At 64.7% G+C, this 17739-nt stretch carries 15 protein-coding genes, 1 tRNA gene and 1 pseudogene; 7 read left to right on the top strand and 10 right to left on the bottom strand.

What is annotated here, in order from left to right:
* Nucleotides 1-8 precede the first annotated feature (8 nt).
* The 5 genes and pseudogenes from AC5Y42_RS21215 to AC5Y42_RS21195 form a co-directional block, all read left to right on the top strand.
* Nucleotides 9-968 (top strand): metallophosphoesterase, encoded by a 960-nt coding sequence (locus AC5Y42_RS21215; RefSeq protein WP_499900540.1) that lies wholly within the window; start codon nucleotides 9-11, stop codon nucleotides 966-968.
* The gene (cds1, locus tag AC5Y42_RS21210; protein WP_499900539.1) at nucleotides 965-2086 is read left to right on the top strand and encodes an L-cysteine desulfhydrase Cds1; all 1122 of its coding nucleotides are present in this window, start codon (nucleotides 965-967) and stop codon (nucleotides 2084-2086) included. The genes AC5Y42_RS21215 and cds1 overlap by 4 nt, the downstream gene beginning before the upstream one ends.
* 346 nt (nucleotides 2087-2432) lie before the next feature.
* Nucleotides 2433-2506, top strand: a tRNA-Pro gene (locus tag AC5Y42_RS21205).
* An 80-nt stretch (nucleotides 2507-2586) separates the two neighbouring features.
* A complete protein-coding gene (locus tag AC5Y42_RS21200) occupies nucleotides 2587-4380 on the top strand; it encodes a thiamine pyrophosphate-requiring protein (protein ID WP_499900538.1) in 1794 nt (597 codons plus the stop codon).
* A 142-nt stretch (nucleotides 4381-4522) separates the two neighbouring features.
* Nucleotides 4523-5450: pseudogene (locus AC5Y42_RS21195) on the top strand (13E12 repeat family protein); the annotation flags it as partial.
* 8 nt (nucleotides 5451-5458) lie between these two features.
* Here the strand turns inward: AC5Y42_RS21195 and AC5Y42_RS21190 are convergent.
* The 3 genes from AC5Y42_RS21190 to AC5Y42_RS21180 all read right to left on the bottom strand — a co-directional run bounded on the left by AC5Y42_RS21190 (nucleotide 5459) and on the right by AC5Y42_RS21180 (nucleotide 10368).
* On the bottom strand, nucleotides 5459-7276 hold the full coding sequence (locus AC5Y42_RS21190; protein ID WP_499900537.1) for a glycoside hydrolase family 15 protein: 1818 nt from the start codon (nucleotides 7274-7276) through the stop codon (nucleotides 5459-5461).
* Nucleotides 7276-8322, bottom strand: coding sequence for a glucose 1-dehydrogenase (locus AC5Y42_RS21185; RefSeq protein WP_499900536.1), 1047 nt, complete (start codon nucleotides 8320-8322; stop codon nucleotides 7276-7278). Before AC5Y42_RS21185 ends, AC5Y42_RS21190 begins: the two co-directional genes overlap by 1 nt.
* Before the next feature lie 237 nt (nucleotides 8323-8559).
* Nucleotides 8560-10368, bottom strand: a complete 1809-nt coding sequence (locus AC5Y42_RS21180; protein ID WP_499900535.1) for a molybdopterin-dependent oxidoreductase — start codon at nucleotides 10366-10368, stop codon at nucleotides 8560-8562.
* 338 nt (nucleotides 10369-10706) lie between these two features.
* Between AC5Y42_RS21180 and AC5Y42_RS21175 the strand changes: the two genes are divergently transcribed.
* Complete coding sequence (locus AC5Y42_RS21175; protein ID WP_499900534.1) at nucleotides 10707-11627, top strand: LysR family transcriptional regulator; 921 nt, start codon at nucleotides 10707-10709, stop codon at nucleotides 11625-11627.
* Nucleotides 11628-11815: 188 nt separating this feature from the next.
* On the top strand, nucleotides 11816-12775 hold the full coding sequence (locus AC5Y42_RS21170; protein ID WP_499900533.1) for an iron-containing redox enzyme family protein: 960 nt from the start codon (nucleotides 11816-11818) through the stop codon (nucleotides 12773-12775).
* Here AC5Y42_RS21170 and AC5Y42_RS21165 read toward each other — a convergent pair.
* The 7 genes from AC5Y42_RS21165 to AC5Y42_RS21135 form a co-directional block, all read right to left on the bottom strand.
* Complete coding sequence (locus AC5Y42_RS21165; protein WP_499900532.1) at nucleotides 12755-12961, bottom strand: CDGSH iron-sulfur domain-containing protein; 207 nt, start codon at nucleotides 12959-12961, stop codon at nucleotides 12755-12757. The two genes, AC5Y42_RS21170 and AC5Y42_RS21165, sit on opposite strands and share 21 nt — an antisense overlap.
* Before the next feature lie 58 nt (nucleotides 12962-13019).
* Nucleotides 13020-13718 carry a HemK2/MTQ2 family protein methyltransferase gene (locus tag AC5Y42_RS21160; RefSeq protein ID WP_499900531.1) on the bottom strand — a complete coding sequence of 233 codons (699 nt, stop codon included), beginning with the start codon at nucleotides 13716-13718 and terminating at the stop codon, nucleotides 13020-13022.
* An 82-nt stretch (nucleotides 13719-13800) separates the two neighbouring features.
* On the bottom strand, nucleotides 13801-14361 hold the full coding sequence (locus tag AC5Y42_RS21155) for a type 1 glutamine amidotransferase domain-containing protein (RefSeq protein ID WP_499900530.1): 561 nt from the start codon (nucleotides 14359-14361) through the stop codon (nucleotides 13801-13803).
* Between the two features lie 20 nt (nucleotides 14362-14381).
* Nucleotides 14382-15551 (bottom strand): zinc-dependent alcohol dehydrogenase, encoded by a 1170-nt coding sequence (locus tag AC5Y42_RS21150; protein WP_499900529.1) that lies wholly within the window; start codon nucleotides 15549-15551, stop codon nucleotides 14382-14384.
* Nucleotides 15548-16480 carry an SRPBCC family protein gene (locus AC5Y42_RS21145; RefSeq protein WP_499900528.1) on the bottom strand — a complete coding sequence of 311 codons (933 nt, stop codon included), beginning with the start codon at nucleotides 16478-16480 and terminating at the stop codon, nucleotides 15548-15550. The genes AC5Y42_RS21150 and AC5Y42_RS21145 overlap by 4 nt, the downstream gene beginning before the upstream one ends.
* Nucleotides 16473-17477 (bottom strand): LLM class F420-dependent oxidoreductase, encoded by a 1005-nt coding sequence (locus AC5Y42_RS21140; protein ID WP_499900527.1) that lies wholly within the window; start codon nucleotides 17475-17477, stop codon nucleotides 16473-16475. The genes AC5Y42_RS21145 and AC5Y42_RS21140 overlap by 8 nt, the downstream gene beginning before the upstream one ends.
* A gap of 46 nt (nucleotides 17478-17523) precedes the next feature.
* On the bottom strand, nucleotides 17524-17739 hold a 216-nt coding region (locus tag AC5Y42_RS21135; RefSeq protein WP_499900526.1), incomplete at its 5' end, for a GatB/YqeY domain-containing protein.

Raw genomic sequence — 17739 nt, 5'->3', positions numbered from 1 at the left:
CTTCCGGCATGCCTGCTGTTTCGCCTCTCTTGAAAACCACAGGCGCTGTCGCGCTCGGATCGGCCGTCGCCGGGATCGGTTATGCCTCGCTGATCGAGCGCAACGCGTTCGTCCTGCGCGAGCTGACCATGCCGGTGTTGACGCCCGGCTCGTCGCCGCTGCGAGTGCTGCACATCAGCGATCTGCACATGCGGCCGAGCCAGCGCCGCAAGCAGGCATGGCTGCGCGAGCTGGCCGCCTGGGAGCCTGACCTGGTCGTCAACACCGGCGACAACCTTGCCCACCCCAAGGCGGTGCCCGCGGTGGTGCAAAGCCTGGGTGATCTGCTGAGCCTGCCCGGGGTGTTCGTCTTCGGCAGCAACGACTACTTCGGGCCGCGTCCGAAGAATCCGATGAACTATCTGACGAACCCGGGCCATCGCGTGCACGGTCAACCGCTGCCCTGGCAGGATCTGCGGGCGGCGTTCACCGAGCGCGGCTGGTTGGACCTCACCCACACCCGTCGGGAATTCGAGGTGGCCGGGCTGCACATCGCGGCGGCCGGCGTGGACGACCCCCATATCGGCCGCGACCGCTACGAGACGATTGCCGGTCCGGCCAGCCCGGCGGCCAACCTGCGGCTGGGGCTGGCCCATTCGCCCGAGCCCCGCGTACTGGACCGCTTCGCCGCCGACGGTTACCAGCTGGTGATGGCCGGCCACACCCACGGCGGGCAACTGTGCCTGCCTTTCTATGGTGCGCTGGTGACCAATTCGGGTCTGGACCGGTCCCGCGCCAAGGGGGCGTCGCGCTGGGGCGCGACCATGCGATTGCACGTCTCGGCCGGGATCGGCACGTCGCCGTTTGCGCCGGTGCGGTTCTGCTGCCGCCCCGAGGCAACCCTGCTGACGCTGATCGCGGCACCGACCGGTGGCCACAACTCGCATAGCGACCGGGGCCGGTCGCAGCCCAGCTATTCGGTGCGTTGAGCCAACCGGCGCGGGTCGCGGCTCACAGCCGACCACGCGGCTGGACCGACAACGCGATCCGGCTGATCGAGGCCGACGCGCGACGCAGCGCCGACACTCACCTGCTGCGCTATCCCCTCCCGTCGGCGTGGTGCGACGACGCCGACGTCGCGCTTTATCTCAAGGACGAGACGACGCATATCACCGGCAGCCTCAAGCATCGGCTAGCGCGGTCGCTGTTCCTCTACGCCCTGTGCAATGGCTGGATCGGTGAGGACACCACGGTGGTGGAGGCATCCTCGGGATCGACGGCGGTGTCAGAGGCCTATTTCGCGGCGCTGCTGGGCCTGCCGTTCGTCGCGGTCATGCCCGAGTCGACTAGCGCCTCCAAAATCGCGTTGATCGAATCACAAGGTGGGCGTTGCCATTTCGTGCAGCGATCAAGTCAGGTGTACGCCGAGGCCGAGCGGGTGGCCCGAGAGACCGGCGGGCACTATCTGGATCAATTCACCAACGCCGAACGGGCTACCGACTGGCGCGGCAACAACAACATCGCCGAGTCGATTTATGTCCAGATGCGCGACGAGAAGCATCCGATTCCGGATTGGATCGTGGTCGGGGCGGGCACCGGCGGGACCAGCGCGACGATCGGCCGGTACATCCGCTACCGCCGGCATGCCACCCGGCTTTGTGTGGTCGACCCGGAGAACTCCGCGTTCTATCCGGCCTACGCCGAAGACCATTACGACGTCGTCATCAACGCGTCGTCCCGCATCGAGGGGATCGGCCGGCCACGCGTCGAACCGTCGTTTCTGCCCGGAGTGGTCGACCGAATGGTGGCGGTGCCCGATGCCGCGTCGATTGCGGCGGCGCGTCATGCCAGCGCAGTACTTGGGCGACGGGTGGGCGCCTCGACCGGAACCAACTTGTGGGGAGCGTTCGGGTTACTGGCCGAGATGGTCGCCGACGGTCGGTCGGGCTCGGTGGTCACGCTGCTTGCTGACAGCGGAGACCGTTACGCGGACACCTACTTCTGCGATGAATGGGTCAACAGCCAAGAACTCGATCCGACCGCATTCGCTGGGGTGCTGGCCGAGTTCGAACGTACCTGTCGCTGGGAATCATCCCACGCTTCTTGAGCTTCGTTCGCTGGAGCGGTCACAAGCAGCCACAGAACGCCAAGGGCCAAGAGTCCGCCGAACACCACGGCGCCTAACACCGTCATGATTCTCTCGCTTCCGTTGGACCGAATCGTGCGCTGATTAGTTTGCTTAACGTTACTGACAGGAATGCGTATTCCACCGCATCCTGTGTGGCACGTCGCTTGCGAGTCGTGATGTGACCTGCGCATCACCAACCCGTCACATCCGTCCAGTGCTGTCGACTGCACCGGGATCGGACCTCCATCGGATACCCGTCGTTTGCCGCGCCCAATCCACTTTGACGAGCCGCCGCGCCGGTGCGATACGCTGTCGTGGCTTCATGCGGGGTGTGGCGCAGCTTGGTAGCGTGCTTCGTTCGGGACGAAGAGGTCGTGGGTTCGAATCCCGCCACCCCGACTCATGTGGGTCTAAGTCGACTGCCTCCTGGGTAATCACCTTCCCGTTACCTGCTGCCTAAAACGGGAATGGGGTGTGCGATGGCAGGCGCTTTGGTTGCCGACTATGTGCTGGAACGACTGCGCGACTGGGAGATCGACAAGGTTTTCGCCTACGCGGGCGACGGGATCAACGGTCTGCTCGCGGCCTGGGGTCGCGCCGACAACAAACCGAAGTTCGTGCAGGCCCGCCACGAGGAGATGGCTGCGTTCGAGGCGGTCGGCTACGCGAAGTTCTCCGGCCGCCTCGGGGTGTGCGCGGCGACGTCAGGCCCCGGTGCCATCCATCTGCTCAACGGCCTCTACGACGCCAAACTCGACCGGGTGCCGGTGCTGGCGATCGTCGGGCAGACCAACCGCAGCGCGATGGGCGGCTCCTATCAGCAAGAAGTCGACCTGATGAGCCTGTATAAGGACGTCGCCAGCGAGTACATCCAGATGGTCACCGTGCCCGAGCAGCTGCCCAATGTGCTGGACCGGGCCATCCGCACCGCAGTCACGAAGCGGACCGTGACGGCCGTCATCATCCCCGCCGACGTGCAGGAACTCGAATATTCGCCGCCGACCCACGAATTCAAGATGGTCCCGTCCAGTCTGGGATTCGAGTGGCCCGAAGTCGGGCCCTCCAAGGACGGGCTGCAGCAGGCCGCCGACGTGCTCAACGCGGGCGAACGCGTCGCGATGCTGGTCGGGAACGGTGCCAAAGGCGCCGCCGACGAGGTCGCCGAACTTGCCGAGTTGCTCGGAGCCGGTGTTGCTAAGGCACTGCTCGGTAAGGACGTGCTCTCCGACGAACTGCCCTGGGTGACCGGCTCCATCGGGTTGCTGGGCACGCGTCCGAGCTGGGAGTTGATGCGCGACTGCGACACGCTGTTCACAATCGGATCGAGTTTTCCCTACACGCAATTTTTGCCGGGGTACGACCAGGCGCGCGGTGTGCAGATCGACATCGACCCGGCATTGATCGGCATGCGCTACCCCAATGAGGTGAACCTGGTGGGCGACGCGGCGGCGACCGCGCGCGCGCTGATACCGCTGATCCAGCGCAAGTCCGATCGGTCCTGGCGTGAAACAGTCGAGAAGAACGTGCAGCGTTGGTGGGAAACCATGGAGATGGAAGCCAACGTGTCCGCCGATCCGATCAATGCCATGCGTCTCTTCGCCGAGTTGTCGCCCAAACTCCCCGACAACGCGATCGTCACCGCCGACTCGGGGTCATCCGCGAACTGGTATGCGCGCCAACTGAAGTTCCGCGGCAACATGCGCGGCTCACTATCGGGGAACCTCGCCACAATGGGCCCCGGCGTGCCCTACGGCATCGGCGGCAAGTTCGCCAACCCCGACCGGCCCGTGATTGTGTTCGCCGGTGACGGCGCAATGCAGATGAACGGGATGGCCGAGCTGATCACGATCGCGCACTACTGGGAGGAGTGGGCAGATCCCCGGCTGATCGTCGCGGTTCTGCACAACAACGACCTGAACCAGGTGACGTGGGAGATGCGGGCAATGACCGGAGCGCCGAAATTCCCGGTGTCACAAACCCTTCCGACAGTGGACTACGCCGGCTTCGCAGCCAGTCTGGGTCTGGCGTCGGCAACGTTGACCGATCCCGATCAGATCGCATCGGCGTGGGACCAGGCGCTGCGGGCTGACCGTCCGACGGTGCTCGACGTGCATTGTGACCCCAACATCCCGCCCGTACCGCCGCATGCCACCTTCGACCAGATGAAGGCCGCCGCGACCGCTGTACTCAAGGGCGACGAGGACGCATTCGGCATGATGAAGGAGGGCATCAAAGTCAAGGCCCAGGAGTTCATCCCGCGCCGACGCAAATAGCGTGAGTTAACCGACGCTGGCATAGGTAACTGAAACCACTTGTGCCACTTCGGTTTCAACTGCCTGTCCACAGTTGGCGGTTCATCCACAGACTTGGCGGCTGGAGCCCTAGCTTGCCGGTCGGTGGCGCTACTATTCGAACATGCGAGCGAATAGCCGGGAGGAGATCGTCGGGGTCGTCGATGCCGCCGACGCCGATATGCGGCTCGCGGTGGACTTGTCGTTTGATGGGTTGACTACCCCAGAGTGTTTGGCGTTGCTGGAACGTTGGGAACGAATCCGTCGGTGCATGTCGGCGGTTGACCACGCGTTGATCAATAAAGTCGCCGAACAGGCCGACGAGACGGAGTTGGGCGGCAAGTTGGCGTTTGCGTTGGCCGAGCGGTTGCGTATTACTCGGCCCGAAGCATCGCGGCGCATCGGCGAGGCTGCCGATTTGGGGCCGCGCCGCGCGATGACCGGCGAGCCCCTGGCGCCGGTGCTGCCGGGCACTGCCGAAGCGCAGCGCGCCGGTGAGATCGGCGACGGTCACGTGCGGGTGATCCGCAACTTCTACCATCGGCTGCCCGACGCAGTTGACATCGAGAAGGGAGCAGGCAGAAGCACAGCTAGCCCGCCAAGGCAGCCAATTTCGGCCCGACCAACTGGCCAAGCTGGCCGACAGACTCACCGACTGCCTCAACCCCGACGGCGATTTCACCGACAACGACCGCGCCCGCCGCCGCAGTCTGATCATCGGCAAACAAGACGTCGACGGCATGAGCCCGATCACCGGATATTTGACCCCCGAGGCGCGCGCCACCATCGACGCGGTCCTGGCGAAATTGGCCGCCCCGGGCATGTGCAACCCCGACAACCCCACCCCCTGCCTGGGCGGCACCCCCTCTCAAGAGGCCATCGAGCGCGACACCCGCAGCACCGGCCAGCGCAACCACGATGCGCTCAACGCCGCCGGACGCGCACTGTTGGCCTCCGGTGATTTAGGCAAGCACAACGGGCTACCCGCGTCGATCATCGTGTCGACCACCTTGGCCGAGCTCGAAGCGGGTCGCGGCAAAGCGCTCACCGGCGCGATTCACTAGTGCTGGGGCCGCGGGGCGGTGGCACCCGCTCCCTTGCCGCCCGTCTGCGTCGACGATCCGCTCAGCTGGCGCGCGGTGTTCACCAGCCCGACCATGCTGAACGCCTGCGGGGTGTTCCCGACCAGCCGTTGCGCACCGGTGTCGTACTCCTCGCTGAGCAGGCCGACGTCGTTGCGCAGCTCGAGCAGCTTCTCGAACAGCTCGCGGGCCTCGTCACCACGGCCGATGCCGTGCAAAGCATCAGCGAGCCAGAACGTGCACGCCAGGAACGTGCCCTCGGTGCCGGGCAAGCCGTCGACGCCGCCGTCGGCGTCCGGCCGATAACGCATCAGGAATCCCTCGCTGGACAACTCGCGCTGCACGGCATCGACGGTGCCGACGACCCGCGGATCATCCCACGGCAAGAAGCCGACGCGCGGAATCAGCAGCAACGAGGCATCCAGCCCCTGGGAGCCGTAGAACTGCGTGAAGGTCTCCCGCTCAGGGTCGTAGCCGTGCTCGCAGACGTCGGCATGGATGCGGTCCCGCAAGTCGCGCCACTTATCCAGCGGGCCGTCGAGGCCCTGCGTTTCCACCGTATGCACGGCACGGTCGACGCCGGCCCACGCCATCACCTTCGAATGCACGAAATGCCGTCGGTCGCCGCGCACTTCCCACAGGCTGGAATCCGGCTGGTCCCAATTGCCTTCGAGAAAGTCCAGCAGCGCCAGCTGGATGTCCCACGCCGAATCCACCGCCTGCATCCCGGTTTCACGCGCGAGGTGCAGCCCGTCGAGCACCTCACCCCACACGTCGAGCTGGAACTGTCCCGCGGCATCGTTGCCGATACGCACCGGCGCCGAGTTCTCGTACCCGGACAGCCAGTCAAGAGTCAGTTCCGGGATGCGGCGGGTGCCGTCGATGCTGTACATGATCTGCAGCTTGGCCGGGTCACCGGCCACGGCTCGGACCAACCAGTCCCGCCACGCCTGGGCCTCGTCGATGTACCCGGTGCCCAGCAACGCCTGCAACGTGAACGTAGTGTCGCGCAGCCAACAGTAGCGATAGTCCCAATTACGGACTCCACCAATACCTTCGGGCAGCGACGTCGTCGCGGCCGCGAGGATCCCCCCGGTCGGGTCATAGGTGAGCGCTTTCAGCGTGATCAGAGCGCGGCGCACCGCCTCTTCGTATGGACCGCGGTAGCTGCACCGACCGATCCAGTCCCGCCAGAACTCCTCGGTGTCACGCAGGGCTTGATCGGCCTGCGCGCGCACCGCATCCGGGCGGTGCGACGCCGTGTGGGTCAGTACGAACGGCACCTTGTCGCCGGCGGCCACCTCGAATTCGGCAACCGTGGACATGTGGTCGCCGCGTACGTCGGCGGGCGTGGTCAGGCACAAGGTGTCTGGTCCGGCGATGGCGACCAGACCGTCCTCGCTTCGCCGGATCCAGGGCACCACATTGCCGTAATCGAACCGGATCACCAGGTGCATCCGCATCGATACGCGTCCGGACAGCCCTTCGACAATTCGGACCACGTCGGCGGCCTCACCGCGCGGCGGCATGAAATCGGTGACTCGCACCGACCCCTCGTCGGTGTCCCACTCGGTGTCCATGATCAGCGTGTCGTCGCGGTAGGCGCGTCGCGTCGCGGGCCCGCCGGAGATCGGCGCCAACCGCCAGTGACCGGCGGACTCGTCGTGCAAGAGCGCCGCGAAGCAGGAACCGGAGTCGAACCGCGGCAGGCACAACCAGTCGATGCTGCCCTCACGGCTCAGCAGGGCGGCGGTGTGCAGATCGCCGAGCAGGGCGTAGTCCTCAATTCGAGACATCAGAGTTCGATAACCACCTTCACGTCGCCGTCGGCCGGTTGGAATGCGTCGGCAGCCTTCTCCAGCGGCACGCGTCGGGTGACCAGACCTTCCAGCCAGTCGTTGTCGGCGCGGGCCAGCACGTCAGCACCCTGCTGGTAGTGGCGGAGGTTGGCGTTGACCGAGCCGACCACCACGTCGTTTTCCAACACGATGTCACGGTTCACCAGGCCGGCGTCGACGTCAATGTTGTGTCCACCTGACGAGACACCGGTCAGGCAGGTGATCCCGTAGGTTTCGGTGTTCATCAGCGCACCGAAGACGATGCTGCCCACACCGGTGGCCTCGATGACGACGTCGGGCCGCAATTGCTTGGCCACCGACTCGATGTCTTCGTGGTGGTAGGTCGCGCCGAGCGATTTGACCAGCTTCGGCTTCGGGCCGTCGGTCACCCGGTCCAGCACGTGCGTGTCCAAACCGCGTTGCACACCGATCAGCGCCGCCAATAAACCGATCGGTCCGGCGCCGGTCACCAGTGCCCGTTTCGGTTCGAACCAGCCGCGGCTGCCGATCCGCTCCACCTGCTCCCAGGCCTTGGCCACCACTGTCGTCGGCTCCAGCAGCATGCCGACACGCTCCAGCGACGGGTCGAGCCGGACGGCGTAATCGGTTTCCACACACCAAGCTTGGCTGCCGTAGCCGTCCAGCTCCTTGATGCCCCGCTCGCGGTAACGGCCATTGCGGCACATGTCGAACTCGCCGTGCGCACACGCGCCGCACGGCTCGGGGTCGGGCCGGCGCACTACGCCGACCACCAGATCGCCGGCTGAGAAGCTGCTCGATGCCGGTGCCTCACGCACCCGGCCGAGCGATTCGTGTCCGAGGACCAGGCGCGAGGAGTTCGGCGGTGCCCAGCCGTACTCGCCGGAGACGATCTCTTTGTCGGTGCCGCAGACCCCCATCGCGATGCCGTCGACCAGCAATTCGCCGCCGGCCGGGGTCGGGTCGGGCACGTCGGACACGCTCAGCGAGCCCTTGTGGCCCGGTTGCACGGTCAATGCGCGCATACCAGCTCCTTATCCACTAAATACCAACTATTCGTCACAGGTGATACCCCGCAATGGACGCGACAACGCCTCCAGTCCGGGAGCGGGTGCCCGGAGTTTGCGCGCTTGATGGCGTCGATGCACAGCGCTCGCACGCGAAGCAGTGTCGGCGCCAATCGATATGCACTCGTTCACCTTTCGTCCAATTTCTCTGAGGGGGCCGATGCGCGCGACAACCAGGCCGGCATCGACAAGCGATCAGATCGGCATCCGATAGCCGAAGAACTCGTAGTCCTCGTGCGACCCGCCTTGGCCCAATCCGAGATGCGCGAAACTCTGCACGAACTCGATCCTGTCGATCCATTTGACTTGCTTGAAACCGATCTCGCGCTCATTGCGCAAGCGAAGCGGCGCGCCGTGTGTTTCGTTGAGGGCGTCACCGTTCATCTCGTACGCCAGCAGACATGTCGGCTCGCGCATGTGCCCGATCTTGTGGCAGTCGTAGTATCTGCCTTCCTCGGGGTCGGGGCCCGCGTCCGCCATGGAGTAAAACACCACCCAGCGCGCCGACGGTAAGGGGCGGACGATATCGAGGATGTCGGACATCCGCGCCCCACCCCATTTAGCCACTCCTGACCAGCCCTGGATGCAGTAATGCTGAGTGATTTGTTCATGTTTCGTCAGCGCCCGAATATCTCTGTAAGAGAACGCTACCGGGTTCTCCACCAGTCCATGGATGCGCAGCGACCATTCCGACCAGTTAGTGGACAGCAAGTAGTTGTAGTGATCGGAGGTGGGTATGTGACCATTAGGCCAGAAGTACGGTGAGATGTCCTTTTCCGAGTAGGTGGCCTTCGGATGCGCCCATTCCATGAACGCCTTGATCCATCCCACGGTCCACCGACCGACGACTTGAACGACACCCGGATAACGGATCGTGATCGGCGAGGCAACCAACCACAATCCGATGATAACGGCCATCGCCGCGAGGTAAACGGCTAGCGCCCAATATGATTCGGTGTTCGTCCCCAATACAATGTGATTCAGATTCCCTACGAACCCGGTGATGAAAACCATCACCGGGTGGACTGCGATGAAAAATATCATCCACAACAGAATTGCGAAGTGCACGGTGCGCGCGACCTGACGGTTGAGAACGCCGCGCCCCAATCCGAACCGGGCGGCAATCGCGGGCGCCTGCAACAGACCGGTGACAAACGCCAGCGGCGCAGCAACCAGCACCGTGGTGAAGTAGGCGACGATCTGTAATCCGTTGTAGTTGGTGAAACCTTCGTTGGTTGGGAAGTCCAACGACGCGTACTGCACTCCAGTCGACAATGCATTGGGAAGCACCTCCCAGGAGCGCGGCACGATGCGCTGCCATTGCCCGGTGCCGAACATCAGCACATAAAACACCAGTCCGTTGACCAGCCACAATAGATCAAAGCTGAAGTGCCACCATCGCGCTAACCCAATCGAGTGCCGAAAGCCAGGTATTCCCAACCATTTCGGGACGGCGACCGAATCGTCCTTTGCCGTCCATATTCGAGCCGCATCGTTTTCGTCCATGCGGTCCGCCGGGACCGGATCGCGCATCCGCAGCCATGCGGTGCCCGGCTTACAGCCGGAGTTGAGATACAGCCTCGGATGATCGGCCAGGATCTGTATTCCGGCCCGCATCAAAAACATCATGAAGATGATGTTGAACAGATGCTGCCAGCGCAACCATGCCGGGAATCCTGTGGTGACAGCCGGCGCATAGGTAGCCGATGTGCCGGGATAGGTCTCGATGAAATTCTTCATCCAGTCGTACTGGCGCAGCTGTTGGGCCAGCGCCACCAGGATCAGTAACGCGGCTACGCTGATCGGGATCAGCCACAGTGTGCTGTACCAGCGTCGACCGATCCGAACGTCGGGCACCCGAGCCTTTTCTTGCGGTAATCCGCCTGCCCAGGAACCGAGATTGATACGACGATCGAATACTCGCCGGCTCCGTCGCTGATAGAGCGGTGATTCGGGACGACCGGTGGCGGCCGAATCATCGCCGCGTTGCAAACTCTCAGTCACTCTGTTCCCTACGGCGTGCCTCTCGGGAATTACGGAGCCGGCCCCGAGGCGTGATCGCAAGAGGGCATCTCCCTGGCAAAACGGATAGACCGATGATGCGAACCATCCGCAACTGCTGCGCCAATCGAAGCGGCCCTTACTTGCCGAAGGGACGCTCAGCCAACCACAACAGCATCAAAGTAGCTGGGCGACAAAGCAGTTCATGAACTTTTTTGCACACAAGCCCCGCTGGTTCGCAGGTTCTGACTCGACGATAGCGAGTGCCAGCCACTGCCTCCACTGCCGCGGCGCTCTTTTCGACAGTTAATTTCGATGGGCGCAATCATTACTATCGATGCATGGACCTGCGGCAGCTGACGCATTTTGTGGCCGTCGCGGAGGAACGGCAGTTCACCCGGGCCGCCGCGCGGGTGCACGTCGTCCAGTCAACGCTGTCCGCCTCGATCGGTTGTCTCGAACGCGAACTCGGCACCGCGCTGCTGATCCGCAACAATCGCCGGGTGGAACTCACGGCCGCGGGGCGTGCACTGCTGCCGGCCGCGCGGAGAGCGTTGGCGGCCGCCGAAGATGCCCGCGCGGCCGTTGACGCGGTGCGCGGCCTACTGCGCGGGCGCCTGGCCATCGGCGTCGTTCAAGCAATCAGCCTCGTCAATTTGTCCTCACTACTCGCGCAGTATCGCGAGCGCTATCCCGGTATCAGCTTGACTCTGCATCACAGCACCGTGGACGGCCTGGTCCGTGGCGCGGTCGATGGCAGCCTGGACCTGGCTTTCGTCAACCGCCCGTTCGATCCACGTCGTGTTGAAGAACTGTCGTTGGGGGCCGAATCCCTGGTACTCGCCGTATCACGCGACGACCCCCTCGCAGCTGAGCAGGTCGTCGCACTCGGCGACCTCGCAGGCCGCGACTTCGTAGGATGCCCAACGGAATTTGCGATACGCGCCCGCGTCGACGCCAGCTGTGCCGCTGTCGGTCTCCACCGCAACATATGCTGCGAGACTGACAGTCTCAGCGACCTGCTCGACCTTGTCGGCAGCGGGTTGGGCATCGCATTTCTGCCCCCATCGTTAGCACGGAGCTCCGATCGTGTCGTCACTGTGCGCACCGAACCTGCCATCCCGTGGGAACTTGTTGTGGTCACGACGGCCGAGCGCCCGCATTCTCCGGCCGCGACGGCCTTCCTCGACCTGCTTCGGGAATATCTCCGTCCCGCGGCAACAAAGTGCACAAACGAACCGGCTTTACCGGAACCCGCGTAATCGGGCCGTGCCACGAGGGCGAACTTGACGGCCGTTAGACCTCTATCGCGGCGATCGACGAAGGGGTTCCGGCGCCTGTTATGCGACCGCGTCGTTTGGCCGGTGCGCAAATCGGGGTAAACCCCGGCGTGACCCAGGCAGAAGCAACGGTCGAACCCAGACTGCCCGCAGCGCATGGACCGCTGTCGATGGCGGTCCGGCGTACTCTCACCGAACCGGCGCCGCGGGACCAGTTGGTCCGCATCGGAGCTTCGGTGCGGGAATCGGATCCCTACGGTCTGGACCTGCAGCTGGCGCTGTACATGTGCTACGAGCTGCACTACCGCGGCTTCGCCGGCGTCGACCCGACCTGGGAGTGGAATCCCGGGCTGCTGCACCTGCGCGGCCAGTTGGAGCGGACTTTCCTGGCCGCCGTGCAACGAGATGTTGGTCCGATCGATCCCGGCCACACCGCGGCGGCCGAAATGGATGCTCTATCGGTCGAATCCGTCGACGGCGCTGGTCCGTCATACTGGCTGCGCGACAACGGAACCTGGGCGCAGATGTGCGAATACTTTGTGCATCGATCGCTGTATCACCTCAAAGAGGGCGACCCGCACGCCTGGGCGATCCCGCGTCTCACCGGCCAGGCCAAGGCCTCGTTCGTGGCGGTCGAATTCGACGAGTACGGCGCCGGGCAGGGTCCGCGAGTCCATCAACAGCTGTTCGCGGACCTGTTGACCGCCGCGGGTTTGGACTCGGCCTACCTGGCCTATCTGGACGCGGTTCCGGCCGAATCGCTGGCGGTGGTGAACCTGATGTCGCTGTTCGGTCTGCACCGCCGGTTGCGCGGTGCGGCCATCGGGCATTTCGCGTCGACGGAGATCACCTCTCCGCCGGGGTCGCGCCGGTTGGTCGAGGCACTGCAGCGACTCGCGGCTCCCGCGGAGTGTGTGCGGTTCTACAGCGAGCATGTCGAGGCCGACGCGGTGCACGAACAGGTGGTGCGCCTCGACGTGGTCGGCGACCTGGTCGGCCGGGAGCCGCAGTTGGACTGCGACGTGGTGTTCGGGATCCGCGCCCATGCGAAGGTCGAAGACCGTCTCGGTGACGCGATGGTGGCGGCGTGGAAAGCCGGCCAGAGCTCGCTACGACGACCGCTCGGCTGACGCTGACTGCGTGCGGCGACAGCGCCGATGGCTGGTGTCGCACAGCGGATAGTCCTTGCTGCGCCGACAGGTGCAGACCGCCACCATGAACCGATCGGACTCGACGACATCACCCCCGGGCATCTCGATGCGCACCGGCCCGGCTATCAGCACCGGCCCGTTGGGCACCACCTGCACCCGAGTCATCAGCGCCACTCCTTCTCATCGCTTCGCTCTGCATCGTCGCCGGCGCGCGTGCAGCCGGTCATGGCTTGTCCGCCCGGATCACCACGAGTTCCTCCACACAGCAACCGCGCCGAATGCGGCCGGTCTCTTCCAACCAGCGTGCCCGGGCCGACATCACCGGTCCGAACGGAATCCATTGGGAGGCAATGACTCGGGCATTCAAGCCGGTTGATCCCAATGTCTCGAGCGTCTGGTCGACACCCGACAAGCTGGAGTGCACGAGCAGCATGGAGCCGCCGTCGCAGAGCAATCGCGATGCGGACTCACACAGCGGATCCAGTATCAGCCGCCCATCCACTCCGGCGTTCCACGCCCATTCGGGGCCAGCGCTTTTCGGGATCACCTCACTGTCGCCCGCCGGGGGGGTCGCCACATACGGCGGATTGGACATGATCACCTCGAAGGGGGCGCAGTTGAGCGCACCCACCCAGGACCCTTCCCGCACGTCCACATCGACACCGGCGTGCACCGCATTTCCTCGCGAACACGCCACGGCGTGCGGACAAATGTCGAATGCGGTCACACTGGCCGCCCCCAATTCGGCAGCGGCGATCGCGATGTAACCGCTGCCGGTACACAGATCCAGTACCCGGCGCCCCGGCACGAGCGCAGTGGCTTCCATCGTGTCGACGAGCAGTTGCGAGTCCTGTTGCGGCGGGTACACGCCGTCGGCGGCCAGCGAATCCGTTACGGGCGGCGCCAAGTAGGAAGTGGTCACCTGCGGCCTTTCGACACGTTGCCACGTCGATCGCGGCTTGCGTGACTATGCCCGTAAACCACGTTGTTGAAACCAGAGCCGATCAGGCGCCCGTGGGTGCGTGAGCGAATTTTTCGACAATCGTTGAACAGAATGCCGACAGATCGGACGGCGAACGGCTGGTGATCAGATTTCCATCGACGACGACCTCCTCGTCGACGACATTGGCGCCGGCATTGCGCAGATCGGTGCGAATGCTCTGATACGAGGTCAGCGTGCGCCCCTTGGCCACACCGGCCTCCACCAACGTCCAAGGGCCGTGGCAGATTGCCGCGACCGGCTTTCCCGACGTGACGAAGTCCCGCACGAACGAGACCGCCGAATCGTCCATCCGCAGTTTGTCCGGGTTGACGGTGCCGCCGGGCAATACCAGCGCGTCGAAATCGTCGACCGACACATCCTTGACCGCCCGGTCGACGGGAAATGTCCCAGCCGGCTCCAAATCGTGGTTCCGCGCTTCGATTTCGCCAGATTTCAGCGACAGCAATTCGGTCCGCGCGCCCGCATCTTCCAGAGCCGCGCGCGGCTGTTCGAGTTCGACCTTTTCTACGCCGTCCGCCGCCAGGAAGGCGACCTTCTTGCCTTGCAGTTGATCATGTGACATAGCGGTTCTCCTTCGCCGTCTTAGGGTTTGAGCACGACCTTGGTGCAGTTGTCGCGTTTGTGTTTGAAGATCTCGTATCCGTGCGGCGCCTCGTCGAGCGAAAGCCGGTGGGTGATCAAAAACGTCGGATCGACCTCGCCGTTGCGGATTCGCTCGAGCAGTTGTCGCATATACCGCTGCACGTGACATTGTCCGGTTTTGATGGTCAGCGATCGATTCATGATCGCCCCGATGGGGAACTTGTCCATCAGCCCGCCGTAGACCCCGACGATCGAAATCGTGCCGCCGTTGCGGCAACTCATCGCCGCTTCCCGCAAGGCATGGGGCCGTTCGGTTTCCAGCCGAGCGGCCTGTTTCACCCGGTCGTAGGCGTCCACCACGGTGGTCCCGCTGCGGGCCTCCAAACCGACCGCATCGATGCAGTGGTCCGGACCGCGCCCGGCGGTCATGTCGCGAAGCTCTTCGAGCACCGACGCCTCGGCGAAGTTGAGCGGCACCGCACGTATTTCCTCAGCCAACTCCAACCGATACGGAACCCGGTCAATCGCAATGACTTTCGACGCGCCCAGCAGATATGCGCTCGCCATCGCGAACAGCCCTACCGGGCCGGCGCCCCAGACGGCGACCACATCACCGGGCTTGATGTCGCACATCTCGGCACCCATGTAGCCGGTCGGAAAGATATCCGACAAGAACAGCACCTGTTCGTCGGTCAGGTCATCCTCGATCTTCAGCGGGCCCACGTCTGCGAACGGCACCCGCGCGTATTCGGCCTGCCCACCGGCGAATCCGCCCAGCATGTGCGAGTAGCCGAACAGTCCGGCAGGTGAGTGGCCCATCAGCTTCTCGGCGATGCCCGCGTTCGGGTTCGAGTTCTCGCACAGCGAGTACAGGCCGCGCTCACACGCCGAGCACGCACCGCAGGCAATCGGGAATGGCACTACCACCCGATCGCCCACCGCCAGTTTCGTCACTGCCTTGCCGACTTCGACGACCTCGCCCATGAATTCGTGCCCGAGGATGTCGCCGTGCTTGACGGTCGGGATGTAGCCGTCGTAAATGTGCAAGTCGGAACCGCAGATCGCCGTCGAACTGACGCGCACGATTGCGTCGCGCTCGTTGAGGATCTGCGGATCGGGAACCGACTGCACCTCCACGCTGTTACGCCCGGCCCACACCGTGGCTTTCATCGGTCCGTTCCTTTCGGCTGCCCGGGCTGCTGATGCATTTGGCTGCGGGCAGCGGCACCTTTTGGCGATCCGTCCGAACGCGTGACCTGCCCTGTCTCCAAAATCTGCTTGAAGCGACGAAGGTCGTCGTTGACTTGTTGGTCCGGCGACTCGCCGAATACGGTTGCCGCCGCTTTGGCCAGCGCGCCGCCCGGCAGGCGATAGCTCATCGTCACCCGTACCTCGGTGTCGGTGCCGCCGGGCGCGGGCGTGAACTCGACGCTGCCACCGTTTTCGATGGCTGAGCCCGGCAGCGACTGCCATGCGATGCGGGTATCGGGCTCGTCGTCGGTGATCTGCGCGTCCCACTCCACCGACTGGCCCATAGGCGCGTTGGCTACCCAATGCGTACGACCGTCGGATCCGGCGGTCACCGACTTCAGGTGAAACATGAATGACGGGAGGTTCTCCAGGTCGTGCCAAAACCGGTAGACATCCGCGGGCGGGCGCCGCACCGTGACCGCCGCCCGCAACGTCTGGTGGCGCGGCCCGTTGGCGTGTCGTCCACCACTGTCGCGAGTGGTGCGCAGCGCCGCGTAGAGGTCGGCAGCACCGATGCCGGCCAGTGCGGCGGCCGCGATTGCACCCCGCTTCCGCCGCCCCGGCCCCCGATTGGCCACCCCGACGCCCAGCAGCGCCAGGTCCAGGACGTCGCCGGCGACGCGGGTCCATACCAGCCGCTCCGGCCCGAACAGCAGCGCGGCGCCGTGTCCGCATTCACGCAAACCCAGCGCCCGGATCACCGACCGCGTTCGGTCGGTGTCGTCGACCCCGGCCACCGCGGCAACCTGCGCCGGCGCCAGCAATTCACTGAGACCCAAGGCCAGACTCGCTCCACCGAGCCCTTTCACCAGCAGAGCGGTGCTGTTCGCAAAAGACGGATTAGTCATCACCGCCCCCTTGGTTGTCGGCTGCCCGCAGCGCCTCGAGCAACGGCTCGGCGGCCTCTTTGAAGAACAGGTCCTGTGCCTCGCCACCGATTTGCACCAATGCGACGTCGGTAAACCCGGATTCCCAATAGGCCCGCACCGCGTCGACGATCGCGTCGAGGTCCGGCCCGCAGGGAATGCTCTCGGCGACGTCCTCGGGGCGGACGAACTGGGTGGCGGCGGCGAAACCGGCCGTCGTCGGCAGGTTGGCGTTGACATGCCAGCCTCCGCCGAACCAGCGGAATTGCTCGTGGGCGCGCTCCACCGCGGCGTCGCGGTCCGGGTCCCAGCACACCGGTATCTGCCCGACGACCCGGCCGCCGCCGGCGATTCCGACGGCTTGGCGCGCGGAGTGCCAGTCACGGACCAGGTCTCCGCTGGGCTGAACCGCAATCAGGTGGTCGGCGAGGGTGGCGAACTTGCCGATCGACCGTTCGCCGGTCATCGCCACCGCGATGCCGATCGCATCATCAGGCAGATCCCACAGTCGTGCCGAGTCCACCTGGTAGTAGTCCCCACGCCAATCGACCAACTCGCCGCCGAACAAAGCGCGGATGATCTCGATCGCTTCGCCCAGCATGTCCTGGCGCTGCTTGAGCGCCGGCCAGCCCTGGCCGACGACGTGTTCGTTGAGGTTCTCGCCGCTGCCCAGCCCGAGGGTGAACCGGCCGTCGGCAAGGATCTGCACGGTCGCGGCCTGCTGCGCGACGACCGCCGGGTGGTATCGCATCGTCGGACAGGTCACATACGAGTACAAATCCACCCGTTCGGTGGCATGTGCGACCGCTCCCAGTACTGCCCAGGCGTTGGGGGCGTGTCCTTGCGACGAGAGCCACGGCGAGAAGTGGTCACTGCAGACCTCGAAGTCAAAACCCCGACGCTCAGCCGAAATCGCGTATCGGACAAGGTCTTTCGGGCCATTCTGTTCCGTCAACAGGGTGTAGCCGAACCGTGTCATTCCAGACGGGTACCCCAGCACCGCCAGGGCAAACGATTGCCCGGGACTAAAGGCGGTCCTTCACCGCCGCCGACAGCCGGGCTCCGTCGGCCTTGCCGGCCGCGATTGCGGTGGCAGCCTTCATCACCATGCCCATCTGTTTCATGCTGGGCCGCTCGCCGAGCTGCTCGGCCACCTGGGCGATCGCGGTGTCGGCGACGTCGGCGAGCTCACCCTCGGTGAGCGGGGTAGGCAGGTATTCTTCGATGACCCGCGCTTCGGC

This window comes from Mycobacterium sp. NGS48 (assembly GCF_059812585.1).
Note: the sequence above shows the minus strand (reverse complement) of the source record. Positions and strands in the feature narration are given on the sequence as shown.

Bases quoted from the DNA above. Each gene is read 5' to 3' on its own strand.
- AC5Y42_RS21185 (WP_499900536.1), bottom strand. From the start codon at position 8,322: ATGCGCGCATTGACCGTGCAACCGGGCCACAAGGGCTCGCTGAGCGTG.
- AC5Y42_RS21150 (WP_499900529.1), bottom strand. From the start codon at position 15,551: ATGAAAGCCACGGTGTGGGCCGGGCGTAACAGCGTGGAGGTGCAGTCG.
- AC5Y42_RS21170 (WP_499900533.1), top strand. From the start codon at position 11,816: ATGGCGGTCCGGCGTACTCTCACCGAACCGGCGCCGCGGGACCAGTTG.
- AC5Y42_RS21175 (WP_499900534.1), top strand. From the start codon at position 10,707: ATGGACCTGCGGCAGCTGACGCATTTTGTGGCCGTCGCGGAGGAACGG.
- AC5Y42_RS21200 (WP_499900538.1), top strand. From the start codon at position 2,587: ATGGCAGGCGCTTTGGTTGCCGACTATGTGCTGGAACGACTGCGCGAC.
- AC5Y42_RS21190 (WP_499900537.1), bottom strand. From the start codon at position 7,276: ATGTCTCGAATTGAGGACTACGCCCTGCTCGGCGATCTGCACACCGCC.
- AC5Y42_RS21145 (WP_499900528.1), bottom strand. From the start codon at position 16,480: ATGACTAATCCGTCTTTTGCGAACAGCACCGCTCTGCTGGTGAAAGGG.
- AC5Y42_RS21215 (WP_499900540.1), top strand. From the start codon at position 9: ATGCCTGCTGTTTCGCCTCTCTTGAAAACCACAGGCGCTGTCGCGCTC.
- AC5Y42_RS21140 (WP_499900527.1), bottom strand. From the start codon at position 17,477: ATGACACGGTTCGGCTACACCCTGTTGACGGAACAGAATGGCCCGAAA.
- AC5Y42_RS21155 (WP_499900530.1), bottom strand. From the start codon at position 14,361: ATGTCACATGATCAACTGCAAGGCAAGAAGGTCGCCTTCCTGGCGGCG.
- AC5Y42_RS21165 (WP_499900532.1), bottom strand. From the start codon at position 12,961: ATGACTCGGGTGCAGGTGGTGCCCAACGGGCCGGTGCTGATAGCCGGG.